Here is a 17,377-nt window from a genome sequence, read left to right as displayed (position 1 = left end):
CCGAACAGGAGGCGGCGACTACCGGCCGGTCTCCTCGACCGGACCGAGGACCGCCACGTCGTCCACGTCGGTCATCCGGTAGCGGCGACCGCCCCACTCGAACTCCGAGACGAGGATACCCGACGCCGTGGTCGGGAGCAGGACGAACAGCGCGAGGTACGCGAGGAGGAACGTCCACCGGCGGACGCCCAGTATCGCGTAGACGCCGCCAGCGACCGCCGTCGCGGCGAGCGCGGTCGGGACCGGGAAGGCGAGCGCGAGCGCGACGAGGAGGACCGAGAGCGCGAACATGCCGACGAACCCCTCGTAGAGATGCGGGATGCGCGCGAGTCGGACGACTCGGTGTTTCACCGCGTGCCAGTCGCCCGGCACGCGGACCGCGGCGCGCATCGACCGGACCGTGGCGACGGGGCGCAGGTGGTCGGTGAGGACGCCGTCGTCGCTCAGACTCCGGCGGAGGTCCGCGACGAGCGCGTCCACATCGACCTCCTCGCGGGCGAAGGTCACGCCGCCGCCCCACGCCCAGTCGCTCCACGCGCCGACGCCGAGGTACATCGGGAGCGACAGGAAGGTGAGCAACATCGGTTCGACCGGTCGCCACCACCCCGGTCCGACGAAGCACGGGACGACGCTCGCCGCGCCGCGCTCCCGCCCGGCGGCGACGAGGCGGTCGAGCCAGTTCGGACCGTGGTCGAAGTCGTCGTCGGTCCAGACGAACCGGTCGTTGCGCGCCCGCTCCATGCCGTGGGCCATCGCGTTCGCCTTGCCGGAACAGCCCTCCGGTTCGCCAGCCGCGAGGATATCGACGCGCTCGGGCGTCTCTCGACCGAACACCGGGTCAGACGCCGAGTCGCAGACGACCAGCAGTTCGTCGCCGGGTCGCAACTGCGCCGCTAACTGCTCGGGAACCGGTCCCCACTCCAGCGTCGGCAGGATTACGCTGACCGGCTCGCGGCGTGACGCCATACTCTGTTATGCGATAACAATAGACAAGTACGTTAGGGTCGCCGAGGGAATCCTTCTCCGACGGATTCGACCGCTGGCGACCCCCAAATCGACTTCGTAACTTCCCCGGCCCTCACTCGCGGGTGACGCGGAACAGGCAACTTTTTCCACCCAGTCGCCTACGGTTTCTACATGAACCTCTCCGACGAGCAACGGGCCATCCGCGACGTTGTGCGGGAGTTCGCGGTCGAGGAGATCCGCCCGACCGCGGCCGAGTGCGACGACGAGCAGACGTTCCCCGAGGAGGTGTGGGACGGACTCGCCGACCTCGACATGACCAGCCTCACCGTCCCCGAGGAGTACGGCGGCCTCGACGTGGACCGACTGACCTACAGTATCGTCAACGAGGAGGTCGCCTACGGGATGCTCTCGGTGGCGACCGCGCTCTCGGTCCACAGCCTCGCGACCTCCTGCATCGCCGAGTTCGGCGACGAGAACCAGAAAGAGCGGTGGCTCCCCGATATGGCCGAGGGCCGTCCCGTCGGCGCGTTCGCGCTGTCGGAACCCCAAGCCGGGTCGAACCCCGCCGAGATGACCACCGAAGCGAAGCGCGAGGGCGACGAGTACGTGATAAACGGCAAGAAGCAGTGGATTACCAACGGCCAGCGCGCGGGCGTGGTCGTCCTGTTCGCCAAGACCGACCGCGAGGACCCCCGGTCGGTGACCCAGTTCGTCGTACCAAAAGACGCCGAGGGCTTGGAGGTCGGCAAGAAGGAGGACAAACTCGGACTCCGCGCGAGCGACACCACCTCGCTCGTCTTCGACGACGTGCGCATCCCCACCGAGAACCGCCTGACCGAGGAGGGCAAGGGTCTCTCGGCGGCCTTCCACATCCTGACCGGCGGGCGCATCGGCATCGCCAGCCAGTCGGTCGGACTCGCCCAGTCGGCGCTGGACGAGGCCGTCGAATACGCTCAGGACCGCGAACAGTTCGACCAACCCATCTCGGAGTTCCAGACCATCCGGCACAAGTTGGCCGACATGAAGACCCAACTGGAGGCCGCCCGACTGCTGACCCGCGACGCCGCGCGGAAGGACGACCGAGCGAGAGGGTCCGGGAGCGACGAGAACGTCGAGATGGCCGCGAGCATGGCGAAGTACTTCGCCAGCGAGGCCGCGGTGGACGTGACCAACGAGGCGGTCCAGATTCACGGCGGCTACGGCTACACCACCGACTTCGACGTGGAACGGCTCTACCGGGACTCGAAGATTACGACCATCTACGAGGGCACCTCCGAGATTCAGAAGAAGGTCATCGCGCGAAACGTGTTAGAGTAACGTCTCCTCCCGCCAGACTTATTCCGGTTCGTTAGGCTTTGGCAAACGAGATGGCCGATTCGGAAGACTCGACGCTGGTGGAGTTCGACGCCGACGCCGCGCTCGCGGCCGCCCGCGACGAGGAGGGCGCGTCGGTCCGACTCTGCGTGGAGTACACGCCCGACGAGTTCCACACGCTCTACGCCGACGAGACGACGATGGCGCTCTACGCCGGGAGCGAGAGCGAGATGCGCGACCACTTCGAGGAGGTCCACGGCTACGTCCACGTGGATTTCACCGAACAGGACCTGTTCGGCGACCTGTTCCGGGGCGCGGGCGAGGTCCGGTCGTTCGTCACCTACATGGACCACGTGACCCTCGTGCGGGTGCTGGTCGGCCAGCAGGGCTTGTTTCTCTCGCTGTCGCCCGACAGCGCCGTGACGCCGGTCGTGGAGACCGTCGAGGGCGTCGTCGGCTGACCGACGGCGCACGGCCGACCGACGACGCGCGGCCGACCGACGCCGCGAAACGGACGCCGCGGGACCGACCGACACCCCTTTTTCGGCGCTCGCCGTATCACGGCACGTGAGCGAAACAGACGCGAGCGACGCCGAGGCAGTCGTCTACGACTTGGACGGGACGCTGGTCCGCCTCGCAGTGGACTGGGAGGAGGTAGAGCGCCGACTGGTCGAACTACTGGAACGCGAGGGCGTGGACGCCGACCCCCTGAGCGCGTGGGACCTGCTGGACGCCGCCGAGGAGGTCGGCGTCGGCGACGAGGCCGACGAACTCATCGCCAGCGCGGAGCGGGAGGGAGCCACCGCCTCGGAGCGACTGGCCTTCGCCGACGAACTCGTCGCCAGCGAGGTCCCCGTCGGCGTCTGCTCGCTGAACCACGAGGAGGCGGTTCTCCTCGCGCTCGACCGCCACGACCTCTCGGCCCACGTCGAGAGCGTCGTCGGCCGGGGCACGGTCCCCGAGCGCAAACCCCATCCCCGCGCCCTGCTGGCGGCGGTCGAGGAGTTGGGCGTCGCTCCCGAGGACGTGCTGTTCGTCGGCGATTCGGAGAGCGACAGGACGACCGCCGAGCGGGCGGGGACGCGGTTCGAGTGGGTCTAATTCTCGGGCTTCGAGGCGGTCTCCTCGGTCCCGGAGTCCTCCTCCATCCGGCGGGCGTAGAGGAAGACGCCGACCGCGACGACGAACCAGACGACCGCCCCGACCCGAATCGCGAACTCGGCGCGGGCGGCCCACGTCGGGAGCGAGACGCCGACCAGCCACGCGATGAGCGCGACGACGGGCGCGCCGACGACGATGGTGACGACGAAGGTGGTCTGCATCACCCACCCGTAATCGACGCCCTCGGGGTCGTGAGTCTCGACTGGTTCGGGCACGCTCGAAAGGCGGGACGCTCGGGGCTTAAACGTTGTAGATTCTCACAGGGGCGGTGGGAACCGAACACGTTTAACACGCCGCGTACGACTCCCCGATATGACGACGGTTCAGGACCTCGCCGAGAAGGCGGGCGACGACGAGATAACGATGCTGACCGCGTACGACGCCCCGACCGCCGCAATCGTGGACTCGGCTGGCGTGGACGTAATCTTGATCGGCGACAGCATGGGCAACGCGGTACTCGGCTACGACTCGACGCTCCCCGTCACGGTCGAGGAGGTACGAAGTCGGACCGCCGCGGTCGCGCGCGCGACCGACGACGCGATGGTCGTCGCGGATATGCCGTTCCTGAGCTACGGCGTGGACGAGAACGAGGCCATCGAGAACTGCGGCCGGATGCTCAAGGAGGCCGACGCCAACGCCGTCAAGTTGGAGAGCGGCCCCCACACCGTGGACCTGACCGAGCGACTCGTAGGGTTGGGCATTCCGGTGATGGCCCACCTCGGCCTGACGCCCCAGCGCGTCAACCAGTTGGGCGGCTACTTCCGGCAGGGCACCGACGAGGAGAGCGCCGGTGAGATGCTGGAACTGGCGACGGCCCACGAGGAGGCCGGAGCCTTCGCGCTCGTGCTGGAACACGTCCCCTCGAACGTCGCGGCCCAGATAACCGAGGCCATCGACATCCCCACCATCGGCATCGGCGCTGGCCCGGACACCGACGGGCAGGTCCTCGTGCTGAACGACGTGTTCGGGATGAGCGAGCGGAGTCCCTACTTCGCCGAGCAGTTCGGCGACGTGAAAGGCGAGATGGAGCGAGCGGTCGCGGACTTCCGCGAGGCGGTCGAGTCGGGCGAGTTCCCGGCCGAGGAACACAGCTACAGCGAAGACGAGATAGACGAGATTTACTGAAAGGGGTTTCAGTCGGTGATACTGCTGACTTTCGCGGTTTGTGTAGCTGTAGTGATTCGCGAGTGAACGAGTCAGAGAAGCGAGCTATTGCCGACTCCTGTGGCTTGTACGGCCTTTACGAAACGAAAGTGACGAGACCGGAGAAGCGAGCGACTGCCGACGCAAAGGAGTCCGCACAGCACCGCCCTCGTCCTCCCCAACCGTTTGCGGTCCTCGCTTCGCTGCGGTCCTCAACCCTCGCGCGGTTGGCACGTCGCCGACGGCGACGCGCCAGCGCGCGCCGAAAATTCGGTCGAATATTCGCGCCTTTCCTCTACTCGCACCTTTCCTCTACTCGCACCTTTCCTCTACTCGCGCCTCTCGTCGCCCTCAAATCCCTTTCTCGTCCAGAAAATCCCGGAGCGCGGCGTTGAACCCCTCTGGCTTCTCCAGCATCGCGAGGTGTGCCGCGCCCTGTACCTCGCGGTAGCGGGCGTCGGGAATCTCCTCGGCCAGCGACTCGTGGTACTCCGGCGGCGTCAGGTGGTCGTGTTCGCCGACGAGCGCGAGCGTCGGAACGTCGATGTCGCCGAGGTCGTCCCGAACGTCGAAGACGTGGCAGGTCTCGAAGTCCCGGCGGGTCACGCGCTGGCCGACTGCCCGCATCCCCGCCGTCGAGTGCTGGACGTACCGCGAGTCGGCGTCGTGGAAGAGTCGGTCCTCGCCGTGGAGGAACTCGACCGCGCGTTCGAAGTCCGAGTCGAGCCACCGCCGCAAGTCGTCCAACACGGGGAGTTTCGCGCCCGTGCCCGCGAGGACGAGTCCGTCGAAGTCGTGGTCACGCTCGATTGCGAGTTGGAGCGCCACCGCACCGCCGAGCGAGTTACCGACCAACACGCCCGCGTCGGTCTCGTCGGCGACTGCCAGCACGTCGTCGGCGTAGGCCGAGAGCGTCTCCCAACCGGGGTCGGCCTCGAAGTCCGACGAGTCGCCGTGACCGCTCAGGTCGAGGGCGACGACCGGCCGGTGACTCGCCAGTCGGCCGAGTTGCCCCTTCCAGACCTCGTGCGTGCCGCCCGAACCGTGGACGAAGCAGAGGGGTGACCCTTCGCCGCCGCGGTCGGCCACCCGGTAGGCCGTGGTCCGTCCGTGATGCGTGACCTGTTGCATACGACAGGATTCGAGGTCGCGGGACAAAACACCCCCGGTCCGAGCGACGCGACGACCTGAGCGTCGCGTCTCTCCTCGTCCCAACTGCCGGGGTTTCTGAAGGTTCTCACCTGAACCGCAATTCAGCCCTCGTAAGGGTATCCCGACGCCGTACGGTGATTTCTCAGGGAAAGGTTTAAGTATCTTAACCGCTAACTTTTGGTTAGGATTGAAATGTCACTGAAGCACATCACCGAACGCGACGACGTGTTCGCCCGGCGCTACGAGTACGAGGAGAGCGAACTCCTCGCGGCCGACCTCGGCGTCGCTGGCGACGCCTCCGTGGACGTGTTGGACGACACGGCTATCGTCGTCTTCGAGGGCGAGGAGGGCCCCGAACAGGTCGAGTTCCAACTGCCCGACGGAGAGGCGGAAGCGTTTATCACCAACGGCGTCCTCACTATCGAGGTGGGACTATGAAGCTCACCGTCAAGCCGTTGAAACAGAAGGACGCCGGGCGCGGACTGGCCGCGGTAGACCGCCAGTCGATGCACGAACTCGGCGTGGAAAACGGCGACTACATCGTCATCGAGGGGAAGAATCAGGGTCGGGCGGTGGCCCGCGTCTGGCCGGGCTACCCCGAAGACGAGGGACGGGGCATCGTCCGAATCGACGGGCAGTTGCGCCAAGAGGCCGGAGTCGGCATCGACGACAAGGTAACCATCGAGAAGGCCGACGTGAAACCCGCCACCTCGGTCACCATCGCGCTCCCGCAGAACCTCCAGATTCGGGGCGACATCACGCCCCACATCCGGGACAAGCTGAGCGGACAGGCCATCACGCAGGGCCAGAACGTCCCGTTCGGCTTCGGCCTGATGGGGATGGGGTCGGGCCAGTCGATTCCGCTGAAAGTCGCCAGCACGAACCCCGAGGGGACGGTCGTCGTGACCGACTCGACGGATATCAACATCAGCGAGCGCGCCGCCGAGGAGATCGCCCAAGGCGCTGGCGGCGGCCCCGAGGGCACGCCGAACGTGACCTACGAGGACATCGGTGGACTGGAAGGCGAACTCGAACAGGTCCGGGAGATGATCGAACTCCCGATGCGCCACCCCGAGCTGTTCAGCCGGTTGGGCATCGACCCGCCCAAGGGCGTGCTGCTCCACGGCCCGCCCGGCACGGGCAAGACCCTGATGGCGAAGGCCGTCGCCAACGAAATCGACGCGCACTTCCAGACCATCTCGGGTCCCGAGATAATGTCGAAGTACTACGGAGAGTCCGAGGAGAAGCTCCGCGAGGTCTTCGAGGAGGCCGAGCAGAACTCCCCAGCCATCGTCTTCATCGACGAGTTGGACTCCATCGCGCCCAAGCGCGACGAGGCCGGTGGCGACGTGGAACGGCGCGTCGTCGCGCAACTCCTCTCGCTGATGGACGGTCTCGAATCGCGCGGCGAGGTGACGGTCATCGCGGCCACGAACCGCGTCGACGCCATCGACCCCGCGCTCCGGCGTCCCGGCCGGTTCGACCGCGAGATCGAAATCGGCGTCCCGGACCGCGAGGGCCGCCTCGAAATCATGCAGGTCCACACCCGCGGCATGCCGATGGCCGACGGCGTGGACTTAGCTGAGTACGCCGACAACACCCACGGCTTCGTCGGTGCCGACTTGGAGAACTTGGCGAAGGAGGGCGCGATGAACGCGCTCCGGCGCATCCGGCCCGAAATCGACCTCGAAGAGGAGGAGATTCCGGCCGACGTGCTGGAGTCGCTACAAGTCACCGAGCGCGACCTCAAGGAGGCGCTGAAGGGCATCGAACCCTCGGCGCTCCGCGAGGTCTTCGTCGAGGTCCCCGACGTGACGTGGGACCGCGTCGGCGGCTTGGAGGACACCAAAGAGCGCCTCCGGGAGACCATCCAGTGGCCGCTGGACTACCCCGAGGTGTTCGAGTCCCTCGACATGCAAGCCGCGAAGGGCGTGCTGATGTACGGCCCGCCCGGCACCGGCAAGACCCTGATGGCGAAGGCCGTCGCCAACGAGAGCGACAGCAACTTCATCTCGATCAAGGGTCCGGAACTCCTCAGCAAGTGGGTCGGCGAGTCCGAGAAGGGCGTCCGCGAGGTGTTCAGCAAGGCCCGCGAGAACGCCCCGACGGTGGTGTTCTTCGACGAGATAGACTCCATCGCCACCGAGCGCGGTAGCGGTCAGGGCGGCGGCTCGCAGGTCAGCGAGCGGGTCGTCTCGCAACTGCTGACCGAACTCGACGGTCTCGAGGAGTTGGAGGATGTCGTGGTCATCGCGACCTCGAACCGCCCCGACCTCATCGACTCGGCGCTCCTGCGGCCCGGTCGCTTGGACCGCCACGTCCACGTGCCGGTGCCCGACGAGGAGGCCCGCAAGGCCATCTTCCAAGTCCACACCCGCGACAAGCCCGTCGCCGACGACGTGGACCTCGACTGGCTCGCCGCGGAGACCGATGGCTACGTCGGCGCGGACATCGAGGCCGTCACGCGCGAGGCGTCGATGGCCGCCAGCCGGGAGTTCATCCACAGCGTGGACCCCGAGGAGATCGGCGAGAGCGTGGGCAACGTCCGCATCAGCAAGGAACACTTCGAGCAGGCGCTCGACGAGGTGACGCCCAGCGTCACCGAGCAGACCAAGGAGCGCTACGACGAGATCGAAGAGCAGTTCGACTCCGCGGAACCCGCGACCGAGCAGGACCAACTCGGCAGGACCTTCCAGTGAAACTTTTGCTGTGCGAGAAATCGCGGCGTCGCCGCGATTTCTCGCTGGCAAAACTTTCATGAAAAACACCGGAAGACGAACCGCGTCTTCCGAGCCGTCGTTCGCTCGCGGTGGATTGCGGTGTTCCCGGTGGAACGATTCACCGGGCGTTCGCCGTGGGTTGTCTCGGCGAGCGCGATTCACGGTCGATTTTTGTCGTGACGCTCGATTCGTCGGAGAGATATCTACAATCTGCAGACCAACATATAGCTTTCGTAGAGAAACCTACAGCTGTCCGAGAGTCGTCGTTTCGAACGCGATAGGTTCCGCGAAAATCGCCGACTCGCCGCGCTACTCCAACTCCTCGGCCGCGCCGCGTTCAACGAGCGGCGCGGCGTTGGCCTCGGGCAGGGTCACCACGTCCTCGCATTCGAGGTCGTAGGTGCGCTCGTCCACGCCGAAGATTTCGCCCACGTCGTCGGTGAGTCGGACGGTCGTGCGCTCGTCCAGACCCGCGAGCGGGTCGTCCCCGTCGGGGTCGGCGTCCGAATCGGGTGCTGGCGCTCCGCCCGCGGCGTCGGGCGTCGAGGAGGCCGAGTCGGCGGCCCCACCTGCCGATTCGCCGGTCGAATCCGAACCGGTTCGACCCGCGGGACCGCCGTCCGATTCGTCGGCGATGGCGGCCGCCTCCGCCGCGGCGGGGCGCTGACCGTCGGAGTCCGCGTCGCTGACGGCGGGCGTCGAACCGCCCGAGGAGTCCCCGCCCACGCTCCCGTCGCCCATCACGTCCGCCGCGCTCACGTCCTCGCCCGACTCACCCGCGGCGGGCGGGTCGCCGGGGTCCGGTGCGGCGGTCTCCCCGCGCGCGTGCTGGCCGCCGGAGTCGGCCGCGCCGTCGGCGGGCGTCGGGGTCGGCGACGATTCGGCGGGACTCTCCGTCTCGCCCGCCAGCACGTCCAGCACGTCCTGCTTGTTCGATTCGATGCGCTCGACCAACCCCTCGAAGAGGTCCTGCTCCTCGCTGGTCAGACCCTCCTCGTCGGCGGGCATCCCCGCCGCGGCGAGGCTGGCGCGCTTGACGATTTTGCCGACGCGGCGCTCGTAGACCGCCTCCACCACGTCTTCGGCGGTCTTTATCTCGTCGGTCAACTGGTTGACCTCGGGGTCGTCGAACGGACTGTCCGCGCGCTCGGCCGCAGTGTCGCGCTGGTCTTTCAGGTCGGCGATATAGTCGGCCACGTCCGCGTAGAAGGACTCCCGCAGGTGTTGGAGGCTATCTTTCGACCGCTCCTTGCTCTGTACCGTGCGGAGTTCGTCCAGATTCATCGTCGTCCTGTCATGGTCGCGGTGTCTCGTTCGTCGGGTCGGGGCCGTCGGTGGCTGTTCGTCGCGGCGGCGCGGGGCGCGTCGGTCGGCCGCCTCTCATTCGCGTCCCTTCTCCGCGCGGCCGCGGGCCATCAAGAAGACGGCCACGTGTTCCGGAAGCGATACGTCGCCAGCCGAGAGGGTAAAGCTTTCGCCGTCGAGTTCGACCGGGCCGGGGTCGGTCACTTCGACCGCTATCTCGTTGCCCGCGAACGTCTCGGGCACCGGGTCCACGAGCGGGTCGAAGGCGGCCACCTCGTCGCGGGGGATGCGGGTCACTTCGAGACCGGTGCCGCCGTGGAGGCTCCCCGGCAAGCGGATGAGTCGCCGGAGGTCGGTCGTGACGGGTTCGTCTATCGCGGCCGACTGGTCGGCGACGACCGACTGGGTGATGACCTTCGCCAACTGGCGGATGCCCGGCCCGCCGCGCTCGATGTTCCCGCTCTCCAACTTCTCGTAGTCCTCCGAGACCGCCCCGAGGATGGTCTTCGCGCGGCCGTCGCCGATGCGGTCGAACTCCTTGAGTCGGTCGAGGGCGTCCTCCTCGTCCAACTCCAGCAGTTCGTCGGCCAGCGCGAGGAGTTCCCGATGCACCCGGCGACCCCACCCGCCGTCTTTCTTGAGGACCCGCCGGGTCGCGGTGCCGCCCATCTCGGTGCGCTGGATGGCGTCGAGTTCGATGCCGTCGCCGCGGATGTAGTCCACGATTTCGCGGCGTTCATCCCGGTCGAGACCCCGAATCTCCTCGTCGCGGACGTGGACGTGGTAGCCCCGGCCGCCCGAGAAGACGACCGTTAGCTCCTCGAATCCGAAGTCGTCGGCCAGCAGGTCGATGAGGTTCTCGACCTCGGCCTTCCCGGCGGCCAGCATCTCGCCGTACGAGTCCTGCTGGGGGTCCACGCCGGTCAGGTGGTCTGCGTCGATGTCGAACACCAAGTCCGAGTCGCGCCACCCTTTCTCCTCCATGTCGTCCGCGCCGGGGTCGTCGTAGCGCCCGGCCGAGAAGTAGACGTGGCGCGGGCGCTCGCGCCGCAGAAAGTCCCCGAGGTCCCCCAACTCCAGTAGCGACTGGTGGCGGACCATCGTCGTCGGCCCGTGGGTCCACGGGATGTAGCCCCACTCGCGGAACTGCGGGTCCGGCGGGGGCGTGAGGTCCGCGGCCCGGTAGTGGTCGCGGAAGCGACCACGGAGGTATCTCAGGGTGCGCTCTTCCATGCTGTCGGGCAATGCTCGGTCCGAGTCTTTAAGATTGTCTATCCGCGTCACGAAGGTCAGCCGACGTGAAAATCCTCGATGCCGAAGTGACCGACCGCGTGGCGAGGGAACGACCGGTGGGGTGAGGACCGACGAACTGTGGGAGTTCACACCGGAAGCGCGGGACCGAGGAGCGCCGCGACGACCAGTGCGACCGCGAGGAGCGACGCCCCGTGGACGACCGCCGACTCCGCGAGCGGGGAGAGCGCGATACCGAGCCTGTCGGCCGACGCGCGGAGCGCGAGCGCCAACACGCGCCCGCCGTCGAACACCGAGACCGGGAGCGCGTTCAACAGCGCGAAGTTGGCGTTCAACAGCGCGAGCCAGAACGCGAGGTTCGTCAGAACGCCGATTTCGGCGACTGCGGCGGCCGTCGGCGGCGACCCGCCGGTCAGCGCCCACCCGAAGTACGTCAGGTAAGCGTCGAGCGGCGACCCGGCCGAGAGCGGCGAGAAGAGGAGCGCGAGCGCGACCACCGCGACCAGCAGATTGTGGAACACGCCGACCGCGTACATCCGGAGTTTCGTCCGGACTGGCGCGTTTTCGATGGCGTCGTCGGGGAGAACGTACGCCGCGAGCGGGAGGAGACCGAACAGGAGCGCGACGCCCCACTCGGTGACCGCGACGTTCGCCCGGCGACAGACCAGCGCGTGGCCAGCCTCGTGGACCACGGTGGCGACGACCAGTCCGGCGACGACGTAGGGTGCGGCCGCCAGCGGCATGAACTCGTTGACGCCCGGCAGGGCGACCGCGTTCACGGGGTCGTTGAGCGCGGTGGCCCGCGTCCGGCCGAGCGCCTGCCACGCCGCGCCCGCGACCAGCGCCATCCCGCCGACCTGTAACCCGACGAGGACCGCGATACCGGCGTCGGCCCACCGACCGACTCCTCGGCGACGCGCCAGCGCGTCGAACCAGTCGGCGCTCGCCGTCGAGAAGAGGTAGAGCGTCAGAAACCCGACTTTGAGGGGTCCGGGGAGCGCGTCGTTGGCGCTCTCCTCGGCGGCGTCGAGGCGCGCGCGGAGCGAAGCTATCACGAATCGGGTGGCTCACGCCACCGGCAAAACTATTCCGGGCGTCACTTTTGGCGACCTACCCGCGCATGAACTCCGAGAGCTTCTCGGTGAGGCTGTTGCTCCTGCCGAGTTTCAGATAGTAGGCGTCGCCACCGTCCTCGTAGTAGTTCTCGATGTGGCGGTCCACCTCGAAGCCGAGATGCTCGTAGAAGCCCAGCGCGTTCTCGTTGCTCGCTCGCGCGTGACAGGTGATGGTGTCGTGGTCCTCCGCGACTCGGCCGACGAGTCGCTTGCCGACCCCCTCGCCGCGGAACTTCGGCGAGACGGCCAGAAAGAGGATGTAACCGTCGCGTCGGACCGCCGCGAACCCCATCAGTCGTTCGTCGCCGCCTTCCCTGCTTACCAAGAGATAGACCGTCGAGCGCCGGTAGGCGTCGGTGAAAAAGCCCTTGCGCTGTTTGAGCACGTCTTCATCGTGGCGGATGCGCTCTTTGAGTTGCCACGCCGCCTCGACGTAGCTGTCGTCGCCGGGGCGGGCGATTTCGGTATCGACGTTGACGCTCACTAGTTTGGCGTAGGTCGGTGGGCAATATAATTCCACCGCCCTTGGGACGCGGTGTCGTCCGACCGGCGCGCAGACGGCCCGGCGCGGCCGGTCGCGGGCGGTCGGCCCGCCCGGAAACGGCGGGAACTATCCGATACCCAGTCGTCTCCTCGGGCATGGGATACGAACTCCGCGACCACACCGCCGACGTGGCGGTCGAAGCCACCGGACCGACGCTCGCCGCGGTGTTCGCCGCCGCGGGCGACGGGATGGCCGCCGCGATGTGCGACGAGATTCCCGCCGAGACCGGCGAGCGATTCGACTTCGAGGTCGAGGCCGAAAGCCGCGAGGCGCTCCTGTTCGACTACCTCGACCAACTCATCTACGAGCGCGACGTGCGAGCGGTCCTCCCGGTGGACAACGACGCCGAGATTCGAGAGGAGGCCGACGAGTTCGCCGTGACCGCGAGCGCCCGCGGCGTCCCGCTCGCCGAAATCACGGCCCGCGAAATCAAGGCCGTCACCTACTCCGAGATGGAACTGGTCGAGACCGACGAGGGGTGGCGGGCCTACGTCGTGCTAGACGTGTAACCGCGAGAAGATTTTGGAGCGCGTTGACAGGTCACGAGCGGAGGCGAATGGCGAAACGTATTCCGGTGGGACGACGAACTGACGAGTATGACTACGAACGACGCGGGAGACGCCGACGCGGGAGAAACCTACGAGGCGGGCGAGGTCACACTCCACAAGGTCCGCGACTACGTCTGGGAGATTCCGAAGGACGGCGACATGCGCGTCCCGGCGCGCGTGCTGGCCAGCGAGGAGCTACTGGACCAGATAGCCGACGACAAGACCCTCGAACAGCTGAAGAACTCGACGCACCTGCCCGGCGTCCGGAAGTACAACGTCTGCATGCCCGACGGCCATCAGGGCTACGGCTTCCCGGTCGGCGGCGTGGCCGGAATCGACGCCGAGGAGGGCTGTATCTCGCCCGGAGCTGTTGGTTACGACATCAACTGCGGCGTAAGAATGATGAAGACGGACCTCAGCTACGACGAGGTGCAGGGCCGCGAGGAGGAACTGCTCGACGCCCTGTTCGCCAATATTCCCTCGGGGCTCGGCGGCGGCGGCATCGTGGAGGGCGACATGGACGCCGTGGAGGCCATCCTCGACCGCGGGATGGAGTGGGCGCTCGAAGAGGGCTGGGCGGTCGAAGAAGACCTCGCGCACTGCGAGGACGAGGGCGTACGCCACGATAGCGACCCCGCGAAGGTCTCCCAGAAAGCCAAAGACAGAGGAAAGAACCAAATCGGGAGTCTCGGGTCGGGCAACCACTTCCTCGAAGTCCAGCGCGTGACCGACACGTATCTGGACGACGTGGCCGACGCTTACGGACTGGAGGAGGGCCAAATCGTCGTCCTCATCCACTGCGGGAGCCGCGGACTGGGCCATCAGGTCTGTACCGACTACCTGCGAGACATCGAGAAGGCTCACGCGGGACTCCTCTCGCAGTTGCCCGACAAGGAACTCGCGGCCGCGCCCGCAGGAACGCAACTCGCGGAGGACTACTACGACGCGATGTGCGCCTGCATCAACTTCGCGTGGGTGAACCGCCAGCTCATCATGCACCGCACGCGGCAGGTGTTCGAGAAGGTCTTCGGCTCCGACTGGGAGTCGCTGGGTATGGACCTGCTGTACGACGTGGCCCACAACATCGCCAAGAAAGAGACTCACGCCGTGGAAGATGGTGAAGAACGAGAGCTGTTCGTCCACCGGAAGGGCGCGACCCGAGCGTTCCCCGCAGGCCACGAGGAGGTCCCCGGCGCGTACCTCGACGTGGGCCAGCCCATCATCATCCCCGGTAGCATGGGCGCGGGGAGCTACGTCCTCCGGGGCGGCGACGAGTCGATGGACCTCACGTTCGGTTCGACGGCCCACGGCGCGGGCCGGACGATGAGCAGGACGCAGGCCAAGAAGGACTACTGGGGCGGCGACGTGCAGGACGAACTGGAGCAGGAACACATCTACGTCAAGGCTCAGAGCGGGGCCACCGTCGCCGAGGAGGCACCGGGCGTCTACAAGGACGTGGACGAGGTGGTTCGGGTGAGCGACGCGCTCGGTATCGGCGACAAGGTGGCGCGGACGTTCCCGGTCTGCAACATCAAGGGATAGTCCGGACGCCGGTTTTCGGCGGTCCAATCGACAGCGTTTTTTCACGAGGGGAGGCAGGACGGTACATGAACGCCGAGCAGACGCGAGCAGTGGCGAGGAACGTCTTCCGGTTCGGTCTCGTCCTGCTGGCGTACGTCGTCGCGGACAGCCTCTGGATTTCGAGCGGGTACCAGAGCGACATGGGCGTGGCGCAACTCGGGGCGCTGGTCTGTCTCCTCGGCATCGGACTCGACCTGTTCGCCGTCTTCGAGACCGCGGAGCAGTGACCACCTCCGGTAGTTTGAAGCCCGAATCCGGCCTCTGTTCGACCGATGAGCCTCTTCAGCGCCCTCCTCGTCTTCCTCGTCGGGTTCGTCTCGGGAACCGTGGTCCGGTGGTTCGCGGGCCTCGCCGCAATCGTCGCGCTCGTCCTCGTACTCCTCGGGACCACGACGCCCGATATCGCTCTCGTGAACGGGATTATCGACCAGTACTACCTCGGCAACGAACTGCTCTTTATCTCCGGGTTCCTGTTCGGTATCGACGCCAAGCAGACCAAGGAAGTCGTCGTGGAGCGTCGCGGGTCCGAGGGCTAACCGACGGTCACTCCGGCCGGTTCCGTCGTCGCTCGCGCGACACGTTCGGTCGTCGTCGGCCGCCCGTCTGACGAATTTATTTGTGTCCGTGCTTCGGTGGATATTCGATATGCATCAGGACCACCTCGACATGGAGTCGGTCACGCTCGAACTCTCCGAGGAGGAACTTGACGAAATCGACGACATCGCGTTCGCGGACCACCGGGACAACCGCGAGGCCGCGATACGGGAACTCCTCGACAGGTGGTTGAAAGAGCGAGAGGAACCGGAATCCGAGGAGTCGGACGCAGAGAAGTCGAACAGCGAGGAGTCCGACGCCGGGGAGTGAGTCACGGCGAACGCTACGGCTTGAAGTCGAACCGCGGCCCGTCGTCGTCCTCCTCTTCGCGCTCTGCTATCGCGGGGCCGTCCACGGTCGGCGGTACGAACGACCGGTCTTTGGGGTCTATCTCGGTGCCCTCTTCGTACTTCACGAAGCTGAGATAGTAGACTTCGCCACAGCCCTCGCCGTCGGTCTCGTCGGCCCCACAGACGATTTCCACGCCGTCGGCGTCTTCTCGCGGGCTTCGCCCGCTCGAATGGTCCGCGGAGCTTCGTTCCGCGCTATCCTCGAAGTCGTCGTAGGCGTCGGCGTACTCCCAGCCGTCGAGTGGGTATGGCGTCACGCACTTGTCGGCGAGGTAGCCCTCGCGTTCGAGCGCGGCGATGGCACCACAGCGCGGGCAGTAGTAGCGGACCTCGGTCATGGTGATACGTTGGGAGGGTGGCTACTTTCGACTGTCGCCTAGGAATCGGTACGACGATTCTCGTCGTTATACGGGCTGAAATCAGCGAAGCGAGACGATAGGAGAACGGACGAGAGAAGCGAACTAATGCCGACTCCAAGGAGTCCACCGCACCGCCCCGCACCGCATCAGCCTCACGCCTCCCCAACCGCCTCACTCCCTCGCTCCGCTCGGTCGTTCGTCCCTCGCGCGGTTGGCGCGACCCGCGGAGCGGTCGCGCCACCGCGCGCCGAGATGGAGAGAGTAGCGTAGCGAACCCGAAAACGCCGACGCCGACTCCGCGACGACTCCGATTCCTGACTCCCGAACAGCCGCTTCGCGCGCCGAGAAGCAAGACCTTTGGCGCGCGCCGGAGACCCTTCAGGTATGATAGACGAGACGGTCGAGGAGATACGGGAGATGCAGACCCACAGCTCCTCCGTCGTCGCCGTGAAGGCCGCCAGAGCGTTGGAGGACCTGCGCGACCGGGAGTTCGCCTCGGTCGAGGACTTCGAGCGCGACCTCGAACGCAACTCGTCGGCGCTCCGGCGTGCGAACCCCTCCCACGCCTCGCTGGTGACGACCCAGCGCGCCATCGTCTCGATGGTCGAGGACGCCGACGCCGGGACCGTCGAGGAGGCCACGGCCGCGCTCGACGCCGCGGTCGACAAGGTGGTCGAGCAGGTCGAGACCGCCAAGCGCCGGGCGGCCGAGAACGCGATGGACTTCGTGGAGGACGGCGCGACCATCCTGACCCACGACTACTCCTCGACGGTGCTGGAGGCCATCGAGAAAGCGGTCTCCGACGGGCGTTACCTGACGGTGTACGTCACCGAGGCCCGGCCGCGCTACCTCGGTCGCAAGACCGCCCGCGCCCTCGCGGAGATGGACCGCGTGGACGCTCACCTCGTCGTGGACGGGGCCTCCGGCCACTACCTGCCCGAGTGCGACCGCGTGCTGTTGGGCATGGACTGCATCGTGAACGACACGCTCTACAACCGCATCGGCACCTTCCCGCTGGCCGCGACCGCCGACGAGGTAGACGTTCCCGTCACCGTCGTCGGGTCGTCGGCCAAACTGGTCGGCGAGGGCTTCCGGTTCGAGAACGACTTCCGGTCGCCCAGCGAGGTCCTGCTCGAACCCGCGGAGGGCTTCTCCGTGGAGAACCCGGCCTACGACGCGACGCCGACCGACCTCCTCGATTCGGTCGTCACCGACGAGGGCGTTCGGGAGTTCTGACGCGCGAGCGTCCGGCAGTTCCGGGAGGGAACTGCCAG

The 17,377-nt window shown here is 66.9% G+C and carries 20 protein-coding genes; 12 read left to right on the top strand and 8 right to left on the bottom strand.

Annotated features, from left to right (window positions below):
* Positions 1–18 precede the first annotated feature (18 nt).
* Positions 19–966, bottom strand: a complete 948-nt coding sequence (locus EPL00_RS09790; protein ID WP_135852882.1) for a glycosyltransferase family 2 protein — start codon at positions 964–966, stop codon at positions 19–21.
* Between the two features lie 171 nt (positions 967–1,137).
* On the opposite strand from EPL00_RS09790, the gene EPL00_RS09785 reads away from it, so the two are divergent.
* The 3 genes from EPL00_RS09785 (at position 1,138) to EPL00_RS09775 (ending at position 3,381) form a co-directional block, all read left to right on the top strand.
* Positions 1,138–2,283, top strand: coding sequence for an acyl-CoA dehydrogenase family protein (locus EPL00_RS09785; RefSeq protein ID WP_135852883.1), 1,146 nt, complete (start codon positions 1,138–1,140; stop codon positions 2,281–2,283).
* A 50-nt stretch (positions 2,284–2,333) separates the two neighbouring features.
* Positions 2,334–2,741 (top strand): hypothetical protein, encoded by a 408-nt coding sequence (locus tag EPL00_RS09780; protein ID WP_135852884.1) that lies wholly within the window; start codon positions 2,334–2,336, stop codon positions 2,739–2,741.
* Positions 2,742–2,847: 106 nt separating this feature from the next.
* Entirely contained in the window at positions 2,848–3,381 is a 534-nt protein-coding gene (locus EPL00_RS09775; protein ID WP_135852885.1) for an HAD family hydrolase, read from the top strand.
* Here EPL00_RS09775 and EPL00_RS09770 read toward each other — a convergent pair.
* Positions 3,378–3,656, bottom strand: coding sequence for a DUF5822 domain-containing protein (locus EPL00_RS09770; protein WP_135852886.1), 279 nt, complete (start codon positions 3,654–3,656; stop codon positions 3,378–3,380). The two genes, EPL00_RS09775 and EPL00_RS09770, sit on opposite strands and share 4 nt — an antisense overlap.
* 97 nt (positions 3,657–3,753) lie before the next feature.
* On the opposite strand from EPL00_RS09770, the gene panB reads away from it, so the two are divergent.
* A complete protein-coding gene (gene panB / locus EPL00_RS09765) occupies positions 3,754–4,566 on the top strand; it encodes a 3-methyl-2-oxobutanoate hydroxymethyltransferase (protein WP_135852887.1) in 813 nt (270 codons plus the stop codon).
* 369 nt (positions 4,567–4,935) lie between these two features.
* Here panB and EPL00_RS09760 read toward each other — a convergent pair whose 3' ends face one another.
* Entirely contained in the window at positions 4,936–5,715 is a 780-nt protein-coding gene (locus EPL00_RS09760) for an alpha/beta fold hydrolase (RefSeq protein ID WP_135852888.1), read from the bottom strand.
* 213 nt (positions 5,716–5,928) lie between these two features.
* Between EPL00_RS09760 and EPL00_RS09755 the strand changes: the two genes are divergently transcribed.
* Both EPL00_RS09755 and EPL00_RS09750 read left to right on the top strand, forming a co-directional pair.
* Positions 5,929–6,174 (top strand): DUF7127 family protein, encoded by a 246-nt coding sequence (locus tag EPL00_RS09755; protein WP_135852889.1) that lies wholly within the window; start codon positions 5,929–5,931, stop codon positions 6,172–6,174.
* Positions 6,171–8,435: a CDC48 family AAA ATPase gene (locus EPL00_RS09750; RefSeq protein ID WP_135852890.1), complete on the top strand. Its 2,265-nt coding sequence runs from the start codon at positions 6,171–6,173 to the stop codon at positions 8,433–8,435. The genes EPL00_RS09755 and EPL00_RS09750 overlap by 4 nt, the downstream gene beginning before the upstream one ends.
* A 330-nt stretch (positions 8,436–8,765) precedes the next feature.
* Here the strand turns inward: EPL00_RS09750 and EPL00_RS09745 are convergent, their stop codons facing one another.
* The 4 genes from EPL00_RS09745 to EPL00_RS09730 form a co-directional block, all read right to left on the bottom strand.
* Positions 8,766–9,740: a hypothetical protein gene (locus tag EPL00_RS09745; RefSeq protein WP_135852891.1), complete on the bottom strand. Its 975-nt coding sequence runs from the start codon at positions 9,738–9,740 to the stop codon at positions 8,766–8,768.
* A gap of 96 nt (positions 9,741–9,836) precedes the next feature.
* The gene (gene priS, locus EPL00_RS09740) at positions 9,837–10,994 is read right to left on the bottom strand and encodes a DNA primase small subunit PriS (RefSeq protein ID WP_135852892.1); all 1,158 of its coding nucleotides are present in this window, start codon (positions 10,992–10,994) and stop codon (positions 9,837–9,839) included.
* 146 nt (positions 10,995–11,140) lie between these two features.
* The gene (locus tag EPL00_RS09735; protein WP_202932592.1) at positions 11,141–12,067 is read right to left on the bottom strand and encodes a site-2 protease family protein; all 927 of its coding nucleotides are present in this window, start codon (positions 12,065–12,067) and stop codon (positions 11,141–11,143) included.
* 55 nt (positions 12,068–12,122) lie between these two features.
* Positions 12,123–12,611: a GNAT family N-acetyltransferase gene (locus tag EPL00_RS09730; protein ID WP_135852893.1), complete on the bottom strand. Its 489-nt coding sequence runs from the start codon at positions 12,609–12,611 to the stop codon at positions 12,123–12,125.
* A 155-nt stretch (positions 12,612–12,766) separates the two neighbouring features.
* Here EPL00_RS09730 and EPL00_RS09725 point away from each other — a divergent pair, with 155 nt between their 5' ends.
* From EPL00_RS09725 to EPL00_RS09705, 5 genes are all read left to right on the top strand, one after another.
* On the top strand, positions 12,767–13,180 hold the full coding sequence (locus EPL00_RS09725; RefSeq protein WP_135852894.1) for an archease: 414 nt from the start codon (positions 12,767–12,769) through the stop codon (positions 13,178–13,180).
* A gap of 87 nt (positions 13,181–13,267) precedes the next feature.
* Positions 13,268–14,761 (top strand): RtcB family protein, encoded by a 1,494-nt coding sequence (locus EPL00_RS09720; RefSeq protein ID WP_135852895.1) that lies wholly within the window; start codon positions 13,268–13,270, stop codon positions 14,759–14,761.
* 65 nt (positions 14,762–14,826) lie between these two features.
* A complete protein-coding gene (locus EPL00_RS09715; protein WP_135852896.1) occupies positions 14,827–15,027 on the top strand; it encodes a hypothetical protein in 201 nt (66 codons plus the stop codon).
* A gap of 45 nt (positions 15,028–15,072) precedes the next feature.
* Positions 15,073–15,336, top strand: coding sequence for a hypothetical protein (locus tag EPL00_RS09710; RefSeq protein ID WP_135852897.1), 264 nt, complete (start codon positions 15,073–15,075; stop codon positions 15,334–15,336).
* Between the two features lie 109 nt (positions 15,337–15,445).
* On the top strand, positions 15,446–15,664 hold the full coding sequence (locus EPL00_RS09705) for a ribbon-helix-helix protein, CopG family (RefSeq protein ID WP_135852898.1): 219 nt from the start codon (positions 15,446–15,448) through the stop codon (positions 15,662–15,664).
* A gap of 13 nt (positions 15,665–15,677) precedes the next feature.
* On the opposite strand, the gene EPL00_RS09700 is transcribed toward EPL00_RS09705, so the two are convergent.
* A complete protein-coding gene (locus EPL00_RS09700; protein WP_238398168.1) occupies positions 15,678–16,082 on the bottom strand; it encodes a hypothetical protein in 405 nt (134 codons plus the stop codon).
* A gap of 405 nt (positions 16,083–16,487) precedes the next feature.
* Between EPL00_RS09700 and EPL00_RS09695 the strand changes: the two genes are divergently transcribed.
* Complete coding sequence (locus EPL00_RS09695; RefSeq protein WP_135852899.1) at positions 16,488–17,339, top strand: eIF2B alpha/beta/delta subunit family protein; 852 nt, start codon at positions 16,488–16,490, stop codon at positions 17,337–17,339.
* The last annotated feature ends 38 nt before the right edge of the window (positions 17,340–17,377 follow it).

The organism is Halorussus salinus, assembly GCF_004765815.2.
Lineage (GTDB): Archaea > Halobacteriota > Halobacteria > Halobacteriales > Haladaptataceae > Halorussus > Halorussus salinus.
Note: the sequence above shows the minus strand (reverse complement) of the source record. Positions and strands in the feature narration are given on the sequence as shown.